The sequence below is a fragment of the Flavobacterium movens genome (assembly GCF_039581425.1).
In the GTDB taxonomy this organism is placed as follows: Bacteria; Bacteroidota; Bacteroidia; order Flavobacteriales; family Flavobacteriaceae; genus Flavobacterium; species Flavobacterium luteolum.
On sequence record NZ_JBCPXY010000012.1, the window covers coordinates 113,427 to 130,780 of the forward strand.

General features: G+C 32.8%; 17 protein-coding genes and 1 tRNA gene. 6 read left to right on the forward strand and 12 right to left on the reverse strand.

Annotation, left to right across the window (positions count from 1 at the left end; genetic code table 11):
• The first annotated feature begins 17 nt into the window (after positions 1–17).
• The gene (locus tag AAYQ05_RS19365; RefSeq protein WP_343544971.1) at positions 18–3,647 is read left to right on the forward strand and encodes a cyclin family protein; all 3,630 of its coding nucleotides are present in this window, start codon (positions 18–20) and stop codon (positions 3,645–3,647) included.
• Positions 3,648–3,761: 114 nt separating this feature from the next.
• On the opposite strand, the gene AAYQ05_RS19370 is transcribed toward AAYQ05_RS19365, so the two are convergent.
• The 6 genes from AAYQ05_RS19370 to AAYQ05_RS19395 form a co-directional block, all read right to left on the reverse strand.
• Positions 3,762–4,244, reverse strand: a complete 483-nt coding sequence (locus AAYQ05_RS19370; protein WP_343544972.1) for a GNAT family N-acetyltransferase — start codon at positions 4,242–4,244, stop codon at positions 3,762–3,764.
• Between the two features lie 7 nt (positions 4,245–4,251).
• Positions 4,252–5,670, reverse strand: a complete 1,419-nt coding sequence (locus AAYQ05_RS19375) for an aminotransferase-like domain-containing protein (protein ID WP_343544973.1) — start codon at positions 5,668–5,670, stop codon at positions 4,252–4,254.
• Between the two features lie 19 nt (positions 5,671–5,689).
• Positions 5,690–6,058: a hypothetical protein gene (locus AAYQ05_RS19380; RefSeq protein ID WP_343544974.1), complete on the reverse strand. Its 369-nt coding sequence runs from the start codon at positions 6,056–6,058 to the stop codon at positions 5,690–5,692.
• Positions 6,059–6,253: 195 nt separating this feature from the next.
• Positions 6,254–6,511, reverse strand: coding sequence for a hypothetical protein (locus AAYQ05_RS19385; RefSeq protein ID WP_281633763.1), 258 nt, complete (start codon positions 6,509–6,511; stop codon positions 6,254–6,256).
• A gap of 71 nt (positions 6,512–6,582) precedes the next feature.
• Positions 6,583–6,993, reverse strand: coding sequence for an ACT domain-containing protein (locus AAYQ05_RS19390; RefSeq protein ID WP_343544975.1), 411 nt, complete (start codon positions 6,991–6,993; stop codon positions 6,583–6,585).
• Positions 6,994–7,068: 75 nt separating this feature from the next.
• Positions 7,069–7,142 (reverse strand) — tRNA-Met (locus AAYQ05_RS19395).
• A gap of 150 nt (positions 7,143–7,292) precedes the next feature.
• Between AAYQ05_RS19395 and AAYQ05_RS19400 the strand changes: the two genes are divergently transcribed.
• Both AAYQ05_RS19400 and AAYQ05_RS19405 read left to right on the forward strand, forming a co-directional pair.
• Positions 7,293–7,685 carry an START-like domain-containing protein gene (locus AAYQ05_RS19400; RefSeq protein ID WP_095929482.1) on the forward strand — a complete coding sequence of 131 codons (393 nt, stop codon included), beginning with the start codon at positions 7,293–7,295 and terminating at the stop codon, positions 7,683–7,685.
• Positions 7,686–7,739: 54 nt separating this feature from the next.
• Entirely contained in the window at positions 7,740–8,576 is an 837-nt protein-coding gene (locus AAYQ05_RS19405; protein ID WP_343544976.1) for an aminotransferase class IV, read from the forward strand.
• Here AAYQ05_RS19405 and AAYQ05_RS19410 read toward each other — a convergent pair.
• The 6 genes from AAYQ05_RS19410 to AAYQ05_RS19435 all read right to left on the reverse strand — a co-directional run bounded on the left by AAYQ05_RS19410 (position 8,573) and on the right by AAYQ05_RS19435 (position 14,519).
• Positions 8,573–9,133 carry a YqgE/AlgH family protein gene (locus tag AAYQ05_RS19410; protein ID WP_008464759.1) on the reverse strand — a complete coding sequence of 187 codons (561 nt, stop codon included), beginning with the start codon at positions 9,131–9,133 and terminating at the stop codon, positions 8,573–8,575. The two genes, AAYQ05_RS19405 and AAYQ05_RS19410, sit on opposite strands and share 4 nt — an antisense overlap.
• 128 nt (positions 9,134–9,261) lie before the next feature.
• The gene (locus tag AAYQ05_RS19415) at positions 9,262–9,534 is read right to left on the reverse strand and encodes an HU family DNA-binding protein (protein WP_008464760.1); all 273 of its coding nucleotides are present in this window, start codon (positions 9,532–9,534) and stop codon (positions 9,262–9,264) included.
• Positions 9,535–9,714: 180 nt separating this feature from the next.
• On the reverse strand, positions 9,715–10,662 hold the full coding sequence (gene fmt, locus AAYQ05_RS19420) for a methionyl-tRNA formyltransferase (RefSeq protein ID WP_343544977.1): 948 nt from the start codon (positions 10,660–10,662) through the stop codon (positions 9,715–9,717).
• Positions 10,662–12,557: a RecQ family ATP-dependent DNA helicase gene (locus AAYQ05_RS19425; RefSeq protein WP_343544978.1), complete on the reverse strand. Its 1,896-nt coding sequence runs from the start codon at positions 12,555–12,557 to the stop codon at positions 10,662–10,664. Before AAYQ05_RS19425 ends, fmt begins: the two co-directional genes overlap by 1 nt.
• Before the next feature lie 65 nt (positions 12,558–12,622).
• Positions 12,623–13,156, reverse strand: a complete 534-nt coding sequence (locus AAYQ05_RS19430; protein ID WP_177212237.1) for an AAA family ATPase — start codon at positions 13,154–13,156, stop codon at positions 12,623–12,625.
• Between the two features lie 451 nt (positions 13,157–13,607).
• Positions 13,608–14,519: an alpha/beta hydrolase family protein gene (locus AAYQ05_RS19435; protein ID WP_343544979.1), complete on the reverse strand. Its 912-nt coding sequence runs from the start codon at positions 14,517–14,519 to the stop codon at positions 13,608–13,610.
• A gap of 322 nt (positions 14,520–14,841) precedes the next feature.
• On the opposite strand from AAYQ05_RS19435, the gene AAYQ05_RS19440 reads away from it, so the two are divergent.
• The 3 genes from AAYQ05_RS19440 (at position 14,842) to murA (ending at position 17,271) form a co-directional block, all read left to right on the forward strand.
• On the forward strand, positions 14,842–15,138 hold the full coding sequence (locus AAYQ05_RS19440; protein WP_343544980.1) for a DUF493 family protein: 297 nt from the start codon (positions 14,842–14,844) through the stop codon (positions 15,136–15,138).
• Between the two features lie 4 nt (positions 15,139–15,142).
• A complete protein-coding gene (locus AAYQ05_RS19445) occupies positions 15,143–15,868 on the forward strand; it encodes a DUF4290 domain-containing protein (protein WP_177212240.1) in 726 nt (241 codons plus the stop codon).
• Positions 15,869–15,957: 89 nt separating this feature from the next.
• On the forward strand, positions 15,958–17,271 hold the full coding sequence (murA, locus tag AAYQ05_RS19450; RefSeq protein WP_144338813.1) for a UDP-N-acetylglucosamine 1-carboxyvinyltransferase: 1,314 nt from the start codon (positions 15,958–15,960) through the stop codon (positions 17,269–17,271).
• Positions 17,272–17,354 lie beyond the last annotated feature (83 nt).

Below are 17,354 nucleotides of genomic sequence, written 5' to 3' on the forward strand. Positions count from 1 at the left end.
CAACCAAAATATAAACTATGGAGAATTTTATTCTTTTTGCCTTAATTGTAGGTATCGTTGTCTTGTTTAATAAGTTTAATAAATTAAAAGAAGAAAATGATCATCTGGATTCACTTTACAGAAAAAATAGAGATGATTTTAATACTTTGAAAAATGAATTAGCCAAGATTAGAAAGCAACTTTCACAATCTAATTTTATTGTTGATGACTCTAAGTCTATAATTGAGAAACGAGAGATTATTTTAGATCCTGTTGAAGAAGTTTTCTCGCCAGTTGTCACAGAATCATTTGCAGTTAGTGAGGAAGTTCAAAACGAAAAAGAAGTTATTGAAGAGTCAATCGAGCCATTTGTGAGTTTCGAATCTGCTTCACTTCCTAGATTGGATAAAAATGAAACTCCAGAACTAGAAGAAGTTTTAGAAACCAGTTCATTTAATGCTCTGGAATCGCAATCTGAAATGCAAGTTCGAGAAGAAGAAGTTTATGTAGAAAGTGCTTTTTCAATTTTCATGAAAAAACTCGAACAGCAGTTTGTCGAAAATTGGACAGGAATTCTTGGAACTGCAATTATGGTTTTAGGAATTGGCTATTTAAGCATTTACACAGCTTTGAAAGTATCGCCAATGTTTAGAATTTTAATTCTTTGGCTTTATGCTGGAATTCTAGTTGGATCCTATTACTTTCTGCAGAAAAAGGAAAAATGGTTTAAAACAGGACTTTGGCTGCGTAGTGCGGGAGCAAGTTTATTTTTGTTTGGTTGTTTTGGAGCTTCACAAATTCCAGCATTGACTTTTATTACTAATATTCCAATTGCTTATTCTCTTATTGGAGTTGGAATTGCGCTCAATTTGTATGTTGGATATATTATAAAGCAACAGACTTTTTTATCACTTCATGTAATATTGAGTATTTTAATTTTATGTGTAATTCCCGAAAAACTCTTAGTTACATTTTTATTGGCATCATTAACCGCAACAGCTGGAATTGTTTTATCGTATAAAGAAAAATGGGAATATCATTTATTGATCGTTATTTCAGGTTTTGTCCTATTTGATATTTGGTTTACCCAGGGAGAAAATGCCTTGACAGCAACAGAAAATTTGTTTGCTATACTCGGAATTATTTTGGTTTCTGTAAGTTGTATGTATATGCAGTATCGCAGTATTTATGCAAATACACGTTTTGATAAAATTGCTTTTTTAACCCATCTCATCAATTGGGTTTTATTTGCGGCAGGTTTAATTTTGCATTCGACAGGCAGTAAAATCAAAATTTTTGTTTTGCTGGCAGCGGGAATACTTTGTCTTTTTGCTGCTCTTTTTGCAAGAAAGAAAAAAATCTTTTGGCTGTATCATTTAGACGGAATGGTTTCGTTTGTACTCTTCGCTTTGAGTATTATAATGCTTAATGATTGGAAAGTTGGTTTTGATATTATTATCTGCGGCTTGTATCTTCTTGTTGTGACTTGTTTGTTTATTGTTTATAAAAGCAAAGAAATTTTACTGCATAAAATATTTTTGAGCATCAACCATATTTTATGTTTGTTTGTTTTTGGTTTTTTTATTCTCAATGTTAATCCATCTTATAATCAGACCAATGTTACTAATGTTTTTGCGTCAATTATTGTTGTGATGTTTATGGCGTTAATAGTTCCTATTTTTTGTGTCATAAAAAAAGAATTTTTAGAAATCGATTCTTTCATTGTCAAGAAGGATTTGAGTTTAAATGGAATTTTCTCTGTTTTACTTTCGTTTTTGTTTTTTATAAGCTGGTATCATACTATCGAAATTTCGTTTTATTATCCTTTAGTATTTCTGGCTTTATTGTGGTGTTCTTTACGATTCAAATTCAAAACAGATACTTTTGATCTTGGTAGATTTGTGTTTTTGCTAATTTCGATTGGCGTAGGATTAACTTTGATTCTTATAAAGCCAAAATCTAATTTGGATATTTTTTTTGCATCAGGAATTATTGCTGTAACAACGCTCAACTGGTTTGTGAAGTTCTTTTATAAAGACAATTCTATTGTTAAGACTATTGGAATAATAGGGATTAATACTTTGTTAGTCTCCTTTTTGTACAAATATTTAGCTACTTATTATATCGTTCAGATTTTCGGATTGTTTGTAATCGCTTTACTGAATCATGAATTTTTATGGATTCAGTTTAAACGAAAAACACTTTCTGTAGAAAATCAGACCTTATTATATGGCCTTTGTCTTGCTTTTTCTGTTTTTGGAAGTTTTCTGTTTTTGTATAATACGCGATTCTTCAATAATACCGAAATTGGTTTAATCGCAGTTGGACTTTCTGCAATTGAAATTTATATTTTCTTTGGAGAAAAAATCAGAAATAAATCGAATGAAATTATTTCAGGATGGAAAAATTTCAACGTTCTAAGCTCTGATTTTGTTCTTTTTAATGCTTTGGTTTTTGGTTTTTTTTGCATTGAGATGAACTATATTCCTGTTTACTTAGGTATTTTGGCATTGGTTACTTTTTGCGGTTTTCAAAAAATAGAAAATATCAAGCGCTATAATATTTACTCTTTTGTACTCTTAATTGTTGCTGTATTCCTAACGATTTATTTAAGTGCTTTTGAGTTGAGTGGAAATAATCAAACCACTTTGTACATTATAGAAGCAATCAGCGTTTTATGGTCTGCTGTATATGTATATCTGCAGACTAAAAGCCGTAAAGAAGAAGGTAAAATGTTTATTGCAGTTTTGCCAATTGTTCAAAATTTGTGGATAATCGCTTTATTATTTATTCAGGTAGAAATGGCTTATCTGCCTTTGCTGTTTATGATTCTGGCATTAGTCAATTTTGGTTTGATTCTTTATAAAAAAATAGTATTAGTATCAGAATCAGTATTAGTTATAGGAGTTTTAGCTATTTTGGCTTCTGTTTTTTATAGCATTAAAAACCTTAATGATTTCTCTTTACTGGATTGGATTTTGCAACTTTCGGCAGCAGCATTGTTGATTGTTTTAACTTTCCTGATTCACAAAAAAGAATTTATAAAATCATTTCAGATCGATTATCAAATTGTGATTAACGTTTGGCTTTCTATTATTATGTTTTCACAATTGGAGCACAAATGGCTTCCAGTATTTTGGTCAGGAACAGCGATTGTAAACGCTTGGCTTTATTATAAAAAGATTAGCAGTAAAAAAGAAATCAGTATTGTTTATTATTTATTAGCTAATTTTCATTTGGCCTTTGTTAGTTTCAACTATTTTGAATCCAAATTTGAGTTTGTGTATCTCATTATATTTGTACTTCTTGCCCTGTATGTTTTTATCGTTTACAAGTTTATCGAAGATTTTCAATTCAAAAACAGTATTATTATTTATCCCGCAACTTTTAGCATTGGATTATTTTTATATCTCACATTCGACAAAGGAATCTTGACCTTTTTCTGGATTTTGGAATCTTTAGGATTGTTGATACTCGGAATTATTCTAAAAGAAAAATACTTCCGTTATGTTTCACTTTTCTTAGTAGGTGTTTGTGTCGTTCGATTAATGTTTTTCGATTTATCAAATGCCGATTTCTTAATAAGAGCCTTAGTTTTATTAGGAGTAGGAGTAGTGCTTTTAGTAATGAATACTTTGTTCAAAAAATATAAAGAGCGATTTGATTAAAAATCGAGTTTTGTTTTGTAAAAAAGCCTCAAATTCAAATGAATTTGAGGCTTTTTTTTAATCTCTACAAAATGATTGGTAAAGATTATTTGCGGGTTATAAAAGCTATTAAATCTAAAAGTTAAGTACAAGCATCATTTGAATATCTACTCTATTGTAAGCTGAAGAAAGACCTGTTATTTCTTTAAAACCTAATTTTTCGTATAATTTTATAGCAGGTTTCAGTTTGGTGTTGCTTTCCAGATAGATTCTTGAAGCGCCTTTGTCTGTAGCCCATTTTATTGCCGATTCAGCCAGTAATAATCCAACGCCTTTTCCTTGCGCTTTTGGACTTACAGCCATTTTTGCCAATTCGTAATCATAGTTTTTTCCATCACTTTTAATTAAAGCACAAACGCCTAATACTTCATTGTCTAAAATTGCAGAAAATATTTCACCACCTTTGTCTATAATATATTCTTCAGCATGATCGAGCGCTTTTACATCATTGGGTTCAACCTCAAAATAAGTTGAAATCCATTCTATATTTAAATCCTTAAAACTTTTTTGATATTTGGGGTTGTAAGTTGTTATTTCTACTTGATCTTTATTCTTCATAATGCTATTAAATACTGTTTTTTATTATCCTGCCCAATTTTTCCAAATCAGAATCTACGCGTTCATTCCATTCTAAAACATAGGTTAATCTCATGCAGTTGTTGTATTGATTGTACTGCGAAAAAATTCTTCCTGGCGCAAAGACGATTTTTTGGGCTAGGGCAGTATTGTATAATTCTGTTGTAGAAATTCTTTCATCTAATTCTAGCCATAACATAAAACCGCCTTTTGGTTGTGCTATTTTAGTGTTATCCGGAAAATAAGATTCTACTGCACGACTAATCTGAAGATAATTATTGTAAAGCTTATTTCTAAAAGACCTCAGATGATGATCGTAACGTCCGTGTTCTAAGAAATCTGCAATTACATCTGAATATAAAGAAGAATTGCAAACTGTTTGAACTAGCTTTTGACGTATAATTTTATCTTTAAATTTTCCGGGAGCAATCCATCCAACACGATATCCGGGAGCAAGCGTTTTAGAAACAGATCCGATCCATAAAACCAAACCAGCTTCGTCATAAAATTTACAAGGTTTCGGGCGCTCTGAACCAAAGTAAAGATTGCCGTAAATATCGTCTTCAATTAATGGAATGTTATATTGTGTTATGAGTCGTACCAGTTCCTGTTTGTTTTCATCAGGCATTTGAAACCCCATCGGATTATTAAAATTGGTAACAAAACAACAGGCCTTTATTTCAGGCAGTACTTTTTTTAAAGCGTCGAGATCTATTCCATACAAAGGATGTGTCGGAATTTCAACAGCTTTTAAACCTAATGCCTTAATGGCTTGAAGTATTCCAAAATAAGCAGGACTTTCTACAGCAACGCTATCTCCTGGAGATGTCACGGCCATAAGTGCATTGTACATGGCATGCATAGCACCAGAAGTAATTACAAGATCGTCTTCGGTAATTTTTCCTTCCATGACAAGTGCCCATTTTGCAATGGCACGTCTAAGTTCTTCAGATCCTTGAACGGGTTCGTAGGTCGTGCCTGCATCACCTCTATTGCGGACAGCATTGATGATTCCTTTGTTAAGTTTGGCAACTGGAAGGAAATTCTTTCCGGGTAATCCAAGTGCAAATTGTGTTACATCGGTTTGATTGATCGTGCCGAAAACTTTATCAATAAGTTCTTCGGGTGTATTTTCTGTTTCATGATTGTCTATACTTGCAACCGTTGGAAGCCCCTTTGTGCGCTGTGAACTTTTGCTTACATAATATCCCGTTTTTGGACGAGATTCTATGAGAGAACGGCTTTCGAGTTCTAAATACGCTTGTTTAATGGTATTAAGACTAACATTATATAGTTTCTGTGCACTTCGTACAGAAGGTAGTTTGTCGCCAAGCATTAAAGTTTCAGTGTGAATTTGATCTTCAATGATTTTTGCAATTTTTAAATATAATGTCTCTTGATTCTTCATTGTGCTTTTTCTTAAGCGTTTAAAGGTTTAGATAATGAATAAAATGTTCGGTACTTTTTTTTAGTTGTTCAGCATTATTAAAATTGGCACTTCTTTTTTTCGTTAGAAAATTTTTGATGTAGTCATTAAATGCTGCTTTGTCTTCATTTGTCAAACTTCCGTTATCATAAATTTTAAATCCGATTTCATTATTTTCATCCAATACTAAACTGGCAAACGAATTTATTTCATTGTCTTTTTCGCAGAGAAGAAAAGGCATTCCAAAAAGCATTTTATCTTCAGCTTTTTCACGCATGTTCTGAATGAAGATGTTTTGCAAAATCTCCATATCAAATACATAAACTTCTCTAAATGTTGTTTTTTTCTGTGTTACTGCTTTAGGTTCCATATCTTTTTTTAGCAAAATTATTGCTATTAAAAACTTGGGTACAGATACAGAAAATGCTTTTTTTATGGATACAGATAAAATTACTGCTTTTTGACGAGAAGAGAAAATAGCAAAAAAAAGAAAGTCCCTGAATGTTTTATTCAAGGACTTTTGGTATTCTTTTAATAAGTATTAAGGAAAGGACAATAAAAACAATTATTGGTTTTCCTTTTCCAAATCTGCGGCAGAAATCTGGTCTAATATATTAGTCTGATTTGGCGAAATGTAATTTTTGTTTTCGCTAATTTGCTCTTTCTTAAAAAGAAGATCTAATGCGTTGTAAAGTTTTAATAAAACATCTTTATCTTCTTTGGCAATATCCAAAGCAGTATTGAAATTAAAAACATAATTGTTAGAATTACGTACTTCTACTTTGATCGTTTTAGATGTGATCTTAAATTTTACTATGTCCATATGTTATAAAATTGCATCTGCAAAATAACTATTTTAATGGGAGTTATTGCGGTTATTTTTTGATTTTTTAATTACAAAGAATTTTTACTTTCTTGTTTTAATTTCAGGAGTACTTCCATTGCTTTCACAGCATCATTCTCATCAACAAAGATATGGTCGTGTAAATATGCCGCGACAACATTGCAGCTAATATTTGCATTTCCTAATGCTTGAGAAAATGCAGCAGTTAAACCTACAGCGGCCAAAGAAGAATGAACTTCTAAAGTTATCCAAGAAGCAATATAAGAGAAAGTAAGATTTAGCTCTTCTGCAAAGCGTTTTTCTAATACTAAAGTGATTCCTTCTTTTTCTTTAAATAGAAACAAAATCTTTGAAAAAGGAATCTGATCTAGAGCATCAACTTTTGTAAAAACATATTTTCCTTCATTAAGAACAGGATTAAGATTCTTTAAAATAGTACTTAAATTAATTTCTCCTTCCATAAAATTAGGATTGTTTTTTATTTAAAAATAATAAAAAACCCTTAAACATTTCTGTCTAAGGGTTTTACCTTCTAGTAGCGAGGACGGGAGTTGAACCCGTGACCTCAGGGTTATGAATCCTGCGCTCTAACCAACTGAGCTACCTCGCCTGGACTGCTATCATGAATTCCTGATTGCGGGTGCAAAGATATAAATATTATTAAAGCATACAAGCATAAAATGAAGAAAAAAAAATATTTTTAAAAATGCATTGTTTTTGGACATATATTCTTATATTTCGAAAAAATTAAAAGTAGCACATGGATTCAAAAATACGTTACGAAATCGAGTTTCCGATCAATTCTTCGCCGCAATTATTGTATCAATATATATCAACTCCGTCAGGTTTACAAGAATGGTTTGCTGACAATGTTAATTCAAGAGGTGAGTTTTTTACCTTTATGTGGAATGATTCACAAGAAAAAGCGCGTCTGGCTTCAAAAAAATCTGGAGAAAAAGTAAAATTTAAATGGGTTGATGACAGCAGTAAGGATACTGAGTACTTTTTTGAACTTCATATTTTAGTAGATGAATTGACTAAAGATGTATCGTTAATGGTAGTTGATTTTGCCGATAAAGATGAATTGGGAGAAGCTAAACAATTGTGGGAGAATCAAATCTCAGATCTAAAACATCTTATAGGATCTGTTTAGTAAAAGTCTATTTTATACCTTATATTTGCCCTGAACAAAATTCAGGGTTTTTTTATGATTAATTTTAACGGAAATATAGCGAAGGAAGATAATATACTAACTCTAAACCGCGCTTTTTTGTATGGTGACGGAATTTTCGAAACAGTAAAAATTGTCAACGGAAAAATCTTGTTCCTTGAAGATCATTATTTTAGATTAATGGCTTCAATGCGTGTAGTTAGAATGACGATTCCTATGGATTTTACAATGGAATATTTTGAAGAGCAAATTCTTAATTTGGTTAATCAATTAAATATTGCCTCTTCAGCACGCGCAAGAATTACTGTTTTTAGAAATGATGGCGGTTTGTATCTTCCAAAAAGCAATGATATTTCATTCTTAATCAATGCCATTTCTCTTGGAAATAAAGCCTACAGTATAAATGCAAACGAATACGAAGTAGATTTGTATAAAGACTTCTATGTGACAAAACAATTATTATCATCTCTTAAAACAACAAATAAGATGATCAATATTACAGGAAGTATTTATGCGAGTGAAAATGATCTTGCGAATTGTATTTTACTGAATGATAGTAAAAATGTTGTAGAAGCACTTCAGGGGAATGTTTTTATGGTAACAGGTAACAAGCTTATTACACCTCCAGTTTCAGAAGGTGCTTTAAACGGGATTATGCGCAAGCAAATTTTAGCATTGGCTAAAAAAGTTGAAGGCATAGAAGTTGTAGAAGATATAATTTCGCCTTTTGATCTTCAAAAAGCAGACGAATTATTTCTGACTAATGTAATCACGGGAATACAGCCGATAACTAAATATCGAAAAAAGGAGTTTACAACAAATCTGGCTCATTTATTAGTGCAGCGACTAAACGAATCCATTTCTGAAAATTAATTCAGATATGGATTTTCTGGTGCATTAGACCAAATAAGATAATCACCGCCAAGCTCAATAATCTGCTCTTTCCAAAAATGGGTAGTAGATTTTCCGATAATTTTATTTTTGTAATTATTATCAGCAATAATCCAAGAGTTTCCTTGCATCTCATTCTCAAGCTGATTTTCTTCCCAGCCAGTGTAGCCTAAGAAAAAACGAATATTATTTTTACTAATAGATCCGTTGTTTATTAAGTCTTTGGTTGACTCAAAATCGCCACCCCAATAAATCCCGTTTGAAATCTCAACACTATTTGGGATCAACTCAGGAATATTGTGAATAAAATAAAGGTTGTCTTGTTCTACAGGGCCGCCGTTATATATCTTAAAGTTAGCATCAATCTCAGGAATCAAGTCATTAATGGTATATTTTAATGGCTTGTTAATTATAAAACCTATTGATCCTTCTTTGTTATGGTCTGCTAATAAAATTACCGATCTATTAAAAGATAAATCTCCAATTATTGAAGGCTCGGCAATAAGCAGGTGTCCTTTTTTTAATTTTTCTGAAATCATACGGTTACAATTTTTATTAAATTTAATCATAAAAAAATTAAAATCACAAAAAAAATCGTTAAACCGCATAAAAAAACCTTCCAGAAGGAAGGTTTTAATTATATTATAAGTTTAGAGAACTTTCTTACTTAGTTCACTGCACCTTCTAATTCAGCACCAGCTTTAAATTTTACAACGTTTTTAGCTGCGATTTTGATAGTTTTTCCTGTTTGAGGGTTTCTACCGTCTCTAGCAGCTCTTGAAGATACTGACCATGATCCGAAACCTACTAATGAAACTCTTCCACCTTTTTTCAAAGTAGTTCCTACATTACCTAAAAAAGACTCTAAAGCTAATTTCGCCGCAGCTTTTGTAATTCCTGCATCAGCAGCGATAGCATCGATTAATTCTGATTTGTTCATAATAATTAGTTATTAATTGTTGGTTAAAAAAAATTGTTAATACACAAATTTAGTAGGAAATCCGTTGCGTGCAAGTGTTTTCTTTATTTTTAGCAAAAAATGTTAATAACTTGCTTTTTTTGTTCATAAAGAGTGTTGTTTATCGATGAAAAACAGGTACAAACCCCTGTTTTACTGACCTTAATACACTTTTGCAGCATCTGAAAAACTCACTCCATTTAATAATTCTGAAGCAAGCATTCTCTTTTTTCCTGGAAATTGTAGACTTAATAACTGAATAAAGCCCTCTTTTATTGCAATCTTGATTTCTTTTTTACTGCTAATTAACTTTCCGGTCTCATAAGAATGTGATTCTGAGATTAGTTTTGCTTCGTAAATTTTTATGTTAAGTTCTTCATTTTGATCTTTTAAATAACACCAAGAAGCAGGATATGGGCTTAAGCCTCGAATCAAATTATTAATTTCTGCGCCAGATTTCGTCCAGTCAATTTTACAGTTTTCCTTGTTTAACTTATAAGCTGTTTTAATATTGTCGTTATCTTCTTGGATTGTTGTGGTTACATTTCCGCTTTCTATAACTTTTAAAGTATCAATTACAGTCGTGCTTCCTAATTCCATTAAACGATCATGCAGTTGTCCTGCCGTTTCTTCTGGTTCAATATTGATTTCAGAATTTAAAATCATAGCTCCGGTATCAATTTTATCATCAATAAAGAATGTTGTAACACCAGTTTTAGTTTCTCCATTAATAATAGCCCAGTTGATAGGAGCAGCTCCACGGTAATTTGGCAATAACGAAGCATGAAGATTAAAAGTTCCTAAACTTGGCATTTCCCAAACAACTTTTGGCAGCATTCTAAAAGCAACTACGATTTGTAGATTAGCATTTAACGCTTTTAATTCTGCTAAGAAATTTTCGTCTTTTAAATTGGTTGGTTGTAACAGAGTAAGATTGTTGGCAAGTGCATATTCTTTTACAGCCGAATATTTTATTTTTTGTCCGCGTCCCGCCGGTTTGTCTGCAGCAGTAATTACGCCAACAACGTCATAGTTATTTTTAATAATGGTATCCAAAATGCCAACGGCAAATTCTGGTGTTCCCATAAATATAATTCTCAATTTCTCCATTATGATTTTAAAGTGTATTTATTATTCGCTTGTATAATGATATGATTGTTTTCGAGCAATTCTTGAAGAACCATAATAATGTCTTTTGCGTCCATTTTGATTTGATTTTCAATTTCTCTCGAAGTCAACGAAGCTGTTTTGAGCAAAGAAAGGATTTTGTCTGCAATCGAATCAGCTTCAGTGATTTTTCCTTTTTGTGTAATGCAATAAGAACATATGCCACAATTTTCAGTTGTTTCTTCTCCAAAATAATTCAAAACCAATCTGTTTTTACAGGTTTTGTTATCCTTTATATAATGAAGAACCGACAAAAGCTGTTCTTTTTTAACCTCGTTTTGTTTTTCTAAATACTTCGAGACTCTATTTATAGTAAGATCATCCTCGCGGATTTCATTAAATAATATAGTAGCGTCGTTGTTTTTAGACTTGTATTCTATAATTTCTTTTTCTCTTAACTTTTCTAAAAGTGCTGTAACTTGTTCTTCTGAGTGATGAGATTTTTTAGCAATTAAACCAAGATTCAGATTAGATTTAACGTCATAAATTCCAGGATAAGTTCTCAAAATAGCCAGTATAATCTCTTCGTCATTCGGATTCAAACTTATGTATCGAATGACTTCTTTAGATTCTATTAAAAATTGAGCGCTAATTTTTTCTGAGAATTCTTGAGACATTGTAATAATTCCCTGCTGATTTAAAAATTGTAAAGAATTGTAGGTTTTAAGAGTAGGGAAGTCGTATTTATTGCAAAAGTGATTCAGCTTAAATGAAAAAGATTCATCTAGACCTTCGCCATATGCAATCTGAAAATAATTACAGAGTTTGATGTACATTGTTTTTAAAAACTTCTTGTCGGGAAGAATGTTTATAAACTGCTGTTCGGTCTGAATCATGTCTGAATTATTGTAAAGCAAAACCGAAAAAGCTTTTTCGCCATTTCGTCCCGCCCTGCCAGACTCCTGATAATAGTTTTCTATGTTTTCTGGAAGCTGTGTATGAATAACGGTTTTAACATTGTCTTTGTCAATTCCCATTCCAAAAGCATTTGTTGCCACAATAACTTGTGCTTGCTGTGACATCCACAACTGCATGTTTTTGTCTTTTTCTTTAGACGAAAGTCCGCCGTGATAATACGTTGATGTAAAACCTAAAGATTGCAATTGCGAAGACATATTCAAACATGCTTTGCGATTTCGTACATATATAATAGAAGGCTGCGGATTCTTTTTAAGGATCTGTTCAGTACGATATAATTTATCTTCGACTTCAAAAACCATGTAACCGATATTTTTTCGCTCAAATGACTGCTGAAAATGTTTCGGATTTTTTAATTCTAACTGCGTTCTAATATCTTCAATAACTCTCGGAGTTGCTGTAGCAGTCAGAGCTAAAAACGGAATTTTAGGGAAGAACTTTTTCAGATCCGAAATTTTAAGATATGCAGGCCTAAAATCATGACCCCATTGCGAGACACAATGCGCTTCGTCAATAGCAATTAAATTGATAGGAAGGTTTTTAATGCGCTCCAGAATCCAATCTGACTGCAAACGCTCTGGCGATAAGTAGAGAAATTTATAGTTTCCGTATTGGCAATTGTCTAAAAGATCAATTAATTCTTCGGTGTGAATTCCGCCCGTAAGAGCAATTGCTTTAATATCTCTTTTTTGTAGATTGGCAACCTGATCTTTCATTAAAGCAATCAGAGGAGAAATAACAAGACAGATTCCTTCTTGCATCATGGCTGGAACCTGAAAACAAATCGATTTTCCTCCGCCTGTCGGAAGTACTGCAAAAGTATCCTGTCCCTCTAAAACAGAATCAATAATTTCTTTTTGCAACGGTCTAAAACTGTCATGTTTCCAGTATTTTAGAAGTATATCCTGCGCTCCGAGCATTGCGTAAGTTTTAAAGTTAAAAATTTAGAAAACAGCTTCTAGTTTTGCAACTTTAAAACTTTTTGCTAAATTTTGTCTAAGATATAAAGAATTCTGTTTTCAACTGTATCTTTTGGAACCTCAATTAGTTCGTAACCATATTTTTTATAGGTCTCAACAAGATGTTCCTGAATTTTAACTGCCTGTTCAAAATTTTCATAACGCTCTGCATCGCTTTGGTAAATTTCTTCCCATGGCGGCAGAATAAAAGTTTTAGAGTATTTATAGTCCTCGCAAGCCTTAACGAAACTTTCCGGATATTCGTCGCCAATATAATCCATATAAGCGACAACATCTGGAATTCCTCGGTCAATAAAAACCACATTATCGGGTTCTTCAAGAGCATTTTTGTATTGTTCTATACGACCTTCAAGCAACATTTGGCTAAATAAAAGAGGCTGTTCTAAAAACAGCTGTTCAATGCCTTCCTGCTGTGCTTTCATGGTAACCTGTCTAGAGATTTCTGGATAGCAGCAAAAGCCACGAGCTACCAATTCGTTAATAAGTGTTGATTTTCCAGTACCAGGTCCGCCAAGCAAGACTATAATTTCTTTTTGCACTATTCTAAAAATAAAGCGCAAATTTACCTAAACTTATTCGTAATTAAAAAGAATTTTTATTTGAAGCGAAAGATTTGGCATTTTTAGCAGTCATGGGTTCCTGCTGTCCGCTCCAATCTTTTGCTTTTTAAAGAAAAAATCAAAAGGATTTCCGCTTCCATCAGGGCTAAAAAGGAGAGATGGTTTTGTTTTTGGAATTATTAAAAAGATAACTTTTGAAAAGAAGAAAGTCCCAGAGGGATGACATATTTATAGAAAAATTATGCGTTATTAATATAAAGCTCCAGCGGAGCGACATATTTAGAGTGATTTATATGTCGCTCCGCTGGAGCTTTTTGATGCTGTATGATGTATTTGCTATAAATATTTTGCTCCGCTGGAGCAGTTTTTATTTGAATTGCCGTTGGTTTAACCCAAATGATTATTTAAATCTTGGCTTTAGCCAAATAAACTATTCGCAAAATGAATACTTTCCAGAACTTTTCCCATTTTTAGAAGGCATAATCAAATGCGATTGGAATTTTTTACCATTCAAAACATCATTCACAAAATCGAGAACATATTGCTGTCCTTCATGGAAAAGATAACCCGAAAATTCATGTCCGCCGCCGCAGAAAGTAATCAATTCAATGTCTTTATGCAAATCAGTCATTTGATTGTAAACTGCATACGAGCCAAAAAGAATCAGCCAGCCCGAAGCATTTGTTGGGCAAGAGCGATGCGAACCTGCAGCGTAAGGAACTGTGTCATCATTGCTTCCGTGCGCTAATAACATCGGTATTGCTTTTTCTTTTGTAATCAGATTAATATCCTGAATTGCTCCCGAACCTCCGATGAAGCCTTTGTATTTAAAATTTTCAGGAAGATTGCTTTTGTATAAGTTCATTAATTTATAATCCCAGAACGAAGCATGAAAACCAATTTCAGCACCAGCGCTAATTCCAGAAATGAAGATTTTTGAAGTGTCAAGGTTGTATTTGTCAGCATTCTCAACCAAGAAAGCTGTCGCTTGCCACATGTCGCTTACACCAATTTGGATTGCTTTTATTTTTTCGGTTAAAGTCCCTTTGCATCCAAAATCTTTTCCTTTCATATATAAACTATATGAAATGCTTGCAACAGCATAACCATTTTTTGCCATGAATAAACCAAAATCTTTTTCGCTTGTACGCTCTCCGCCAGAAAATCCGCCACCGAAAGCAAACATAATCAGCGGAATTTTCTCGCCTGCTTTTTTCTTTGGCAGATACAAATCTAAATCTAGTTTTAAAGTGTCGTTTTGGAAATAAGTCAGTGTTTTGACTTCTTGTGCTTGAACTGAATTTAAGGTAAGAGCGATAAAAAGTAAAAGGAGTTTTTTCATTATAAATGTTTTTAATCTCGCAAAGTCGCTAAGACGCAAAGTTTTTTCGCAATATTGTCATTTCTCCTTCGTCGAAATCACAAACAGTACGATACATACTTCCTTCTGGGGAACTTTTTGAGAAATATTGCAGGTATTGTTTTTCTCAAATATAAGCGTAAAATTTACAAAGAAATAATCTTTGATTGCTTTTTTCTCTGCACCTTTGCGCCTTTGTAACTTTGTCCCTTTAAAACAAAGTTTTAAGCCCCAAAAAAATCTAAAATCTAAACTCAAAAGTCTAAAATCAAAACCGTATATTTGCGTTTATTTTTAATTACGAATGGAGAACGATAAAGAAAAAAATACCGCCGAATTTTACGAAAGATTAAAAGTAGAGCTAGATAACGCAAATACTTGGCCAGCAGAATATTTATACAAATTTATTGTGCCTTCTATAGCAGACAATGTAGAGCGTGTCGAAAAAGCTTTTGATCGAATGGGTGCGGTAATTAAAACAACAAAATCTAAAACAGGTAAATTTACCAGTGTTTCTGTAGACGTTACGATGCACAGCTCAGACGATGTGATTAGTAAATACAAAGAAGTTTCTACAATTGAAGGTATAGTTTCATTATAAACTTATGATCGAAAAATATAAAAGAGAAGCAGCAAGCGACGTTGTGTATAATTTAGAATACAATTCTGAAAGACAACGTTTGATAATCCCAGAATATGGTCGTCATTTACAAAAACTGATTGATCAGGCAACTGCAATCGAAGATGATGAAACGCGCAATAAAGCCGCAAAATATATCATTCAGGTTATGGGAAGTCTGAATCCGCATTTGCGTGACGTACCAGATTTTCAGCATAAACTTTGGGATCAGCTTTTTATTATGTCTGATTTTAAACTGAATGTAGAATCTCCGTATCCAATTCCGTCAAGAGAAGTTTTGGAGCTAAAACCGGATGCTTTGCAGTATCCGCAGAACTTTCCAAAGTATAGATTTTATGGTAACAATATCAAGTATATGATTGATGTTGCTAATAAATGGGAAGAAGGCGAAATGAAAAATGCATTGGTAATGGTAATTGCCAATCACATGAAAAAATCTTTCTTAAGCTGGAACAAAGACACCGTAAAAGACGATGTTATTTTTGAACATTTATATGAATTATCTGGAGGTAAAATCAATTTATTGCACAGTACAGAAGAGCTTTTAAATACGACAGACTTAATGCGTACAAACAAACGTATGTCTAATAAAACAGCTTCTGGTGCTCAGCCAAAAATTCAGAACAACAAAAATAACAACAACAAAGGCGGTCAAAAAAAGACATTTCAAAAAAACAATAATCAGAAATAAAAAAGGGTCTAAGATGCTAAGTTACTAAGATGCTAAGATTTTAGCTCAGAACCTTAGAATCTCAGAACCTTAGAACCTAAACAAAATCTATGGGAATTTTTAAAATCGAAGGAGGAACTCCTTTAAAAGGAGAAATCACTCCACAAGGAGCAAAGAATGAGGCACTACAAATTTTATGTGCTGTGCTTCTAACAGGAGAGAAAGTAAAAATTAATAACATTCCTGATATTATAGACATCAATAAATTAATCACTTTGCTTGGTAATTTAGGGGTGAAAATTCAACGTAACGAGCCGGGTTCAATTACTTTTCAAGCTGATGAAGTTAATGTTGGATATTTAGAAACTGAAGCTTTCAAAAAAGAAGGTGGAGCGCTTCGCGGTTCGATTATGATTGTTGGTCCGCTTTTGGCTCGTTTTGGAAAAGGTTATATTCCAAAACCTGGAGGAGATAAAATTGGACGTCGTAGATTAGATACTCACTTTGAAGGTTTTATTAACCTTGGAGCAAAATTTAGATACAACAGAGAAGATCACTTTTATGGAGTGGAAACTCCTAAGGAAGGTCTTAAAGGAACAGATATGCTTTTGGATGAAGCGTCTGTAACTGGAACAGCAAACATTGTAATGGCTGCAGTTCTAGCAAAAGGAACAACTACAGTTTACAATGCTGCTTGTGAACCTTATTTACAGCAGTTATGTAAAATGTTGAACTCTATGGGAGCTAAAATCACAGGGGTTGGGTCTAACTTATTGACTATTGAAGGTGTTGAAAGCCTTGGAGGATGTGAGCACAGAATTCTTCCAGATATGATCGAAATTGGTTCTTGGATTGGTCTTGCGGCTATGACAAAAAGCGAAATTACAATCAAAAATGTAAGCTGGGAAAACTTAGGTTTGATTCCGAATACGTTTAGAAAGTTAGGAATTACGGTTGAAAAACGTAATGATGATATTTATATTCCTGCTCACAAAGATGGATATGAAGTAAAAACAGATATCGACGGTTCTATTTTGACAATTGCTGATGCGCCTTGGCCAGGATTTACGCCTGATTTATTAAGCATCGTTTTGGTTGTAGCAACTCAAGCTAAAGGAGATGTTTTAATTCACCAAAAAATGTTCGAAAGCCGTTTATTCTTCGTGGATAAATTAATAGACATGGGCGCAAAAATTATGTTATGTGATCCGCACAGAGCTGTGGTTATGGGACATAATTTCGAATCTCAATTGAAAGCAACAACAATGTCTTCTCCTGATATTCGTGCGGGAATCTCATTATTAATTGCTGCGCTTTCTGCAAAAGGAACAAGTACAATCCAAAATATCGAGCAAATCGATCGTGGATACGAGCGTATAGATGAGCGTTTAAGAGCAATCGGCGCAAAAATCGTGAGAGCTTAAAAAAATATTTGCCACGAATTCACGAATTAAACTAATTCAAAATTTTTAAAGTTAAATTAAACGAATTTCATTTTAAAAATTAG

What these genes read in the sequence shown, in the direction of transcription:
- AAYQ05_RS19365 (WP_343544971.1), top strand. Translation starts at nt 18, where the DNA reads ATGGAGAATTTTATTCTTTTTGCCTTAATTGTAGGTATCGTTGTCTTG.
- AAYQ05_RS19370 (WP_343544972.1), bottom strand. Translation starts at nt 4,244, where the DNA reads ATGAAGAATAAAGATCAAGTAGAAATAACAACTTACAACCCCAAATAT.
- AAYQ05_RS19375 (WP_343544973.1), bottom strand. Translation starts at nt 5,670, where the DNA reads ATGAAGAATCAAGAGACATTATATTTAAAAATTGCAAAAATCATTGAA.
- AAYQ05_RS19380 (WP_343544974.1), bottom strand. Translation starts at nt 6,058, where the DNA reads ATGGAACCTAAAGCAGTAACACAGAAAAAAACAACATTTAGAGAAGTT.
- AAYQ05_RS19385 (WP_281633763.1), bottom strand. Translation starts at nt 6,511, where the DNA reads ATGGACATAGTAAAATTTAAGATCACATCTAAAACGATCAAAGTAGAA.
- AAYQ05_RS19390 (WP_343544975.1), bottom strand. Translation starts at nt 6,993, where the DNA reads ATGGAAGGAGAAATTAATTTAAGTACTATTTTAAAGAATCTTAATCCT.
- AAYQ05_RS19400 (WP_095929482.1), top strand. Translation starts at nt 7,293, where the DNA reads ATGGATTCAAAAATACGTTACGAAATCGAGTTTCCGATCAATTCTTCG.
- AAYQ05_RS19405 (WP_343544976.1), top strand. Translation starts at nt 7,740, where the DNA reads ATGATTAATTTTAACGGAAATATAGCGAAGGAAGATAATATACTAACT.
- AAYQ05_RS19410 (WP_008464759.1), bottom strand. Translation starts at nt 9,133, where the DNA reads ATGATTTCAGAAAAATTAAAAAAAGGACACCTGCTTATTGCCGAGCCT.
- AAYQ05_RS19415 (WP_008464760.1), bottom strand. Translation starts at nt 9,534, where the DNA reads ATGAACAAATCAGAATTAATCGATGCTATCGCTGCTGATGCAGGAATT.
- fmt (WP_343544977.1), bottom strand. Translation starts at nt 10,662, where the DNA reads ATGGAGAAATTGAGAATTATATTTATGGGAACACCAGAATTTGCCGTT.
- AAYQ05_RS19425 (WP_343544978.1), bottom strand. Translation starts at nt 12,557, where the DNA reads ATGCTCGGAGCGCAGGATATACTTCTAAAATACTGGAAACATGACAGT.
- AAYQ05_RS19435 (WP_343544979.1), bottom strand. Translation starts at nt 14,519, where the DNA reads ATGAAAAAACTCCTTTTACTTTTTATCGCTCTTACCTTAAATTCAGTT.
- AAYQ05_RS19440 (WP_343544980.1), top strand. Translation starts at nt 14,842, where the DNA reads ATGGAGAACGATAAAGAAAAAAATACCGCCGAATTTTACGAAAGATTA.
- AAYQ05_RS19445 (WP_177212240.1), top strand. Translation starts at nt 15,143, where the DNA reads ATGATCGAAAAATATAAAAGAGAAGCAGCAAGCGACGTTGTGTATAAT.
- murA (WP_144338813.1), top strand. Translation starts at nt 15,958, where the DNA reads ATGGGAATTTTTAAAATCGAAGGAGGAACTCCTTTAAAAGGAGAAATC.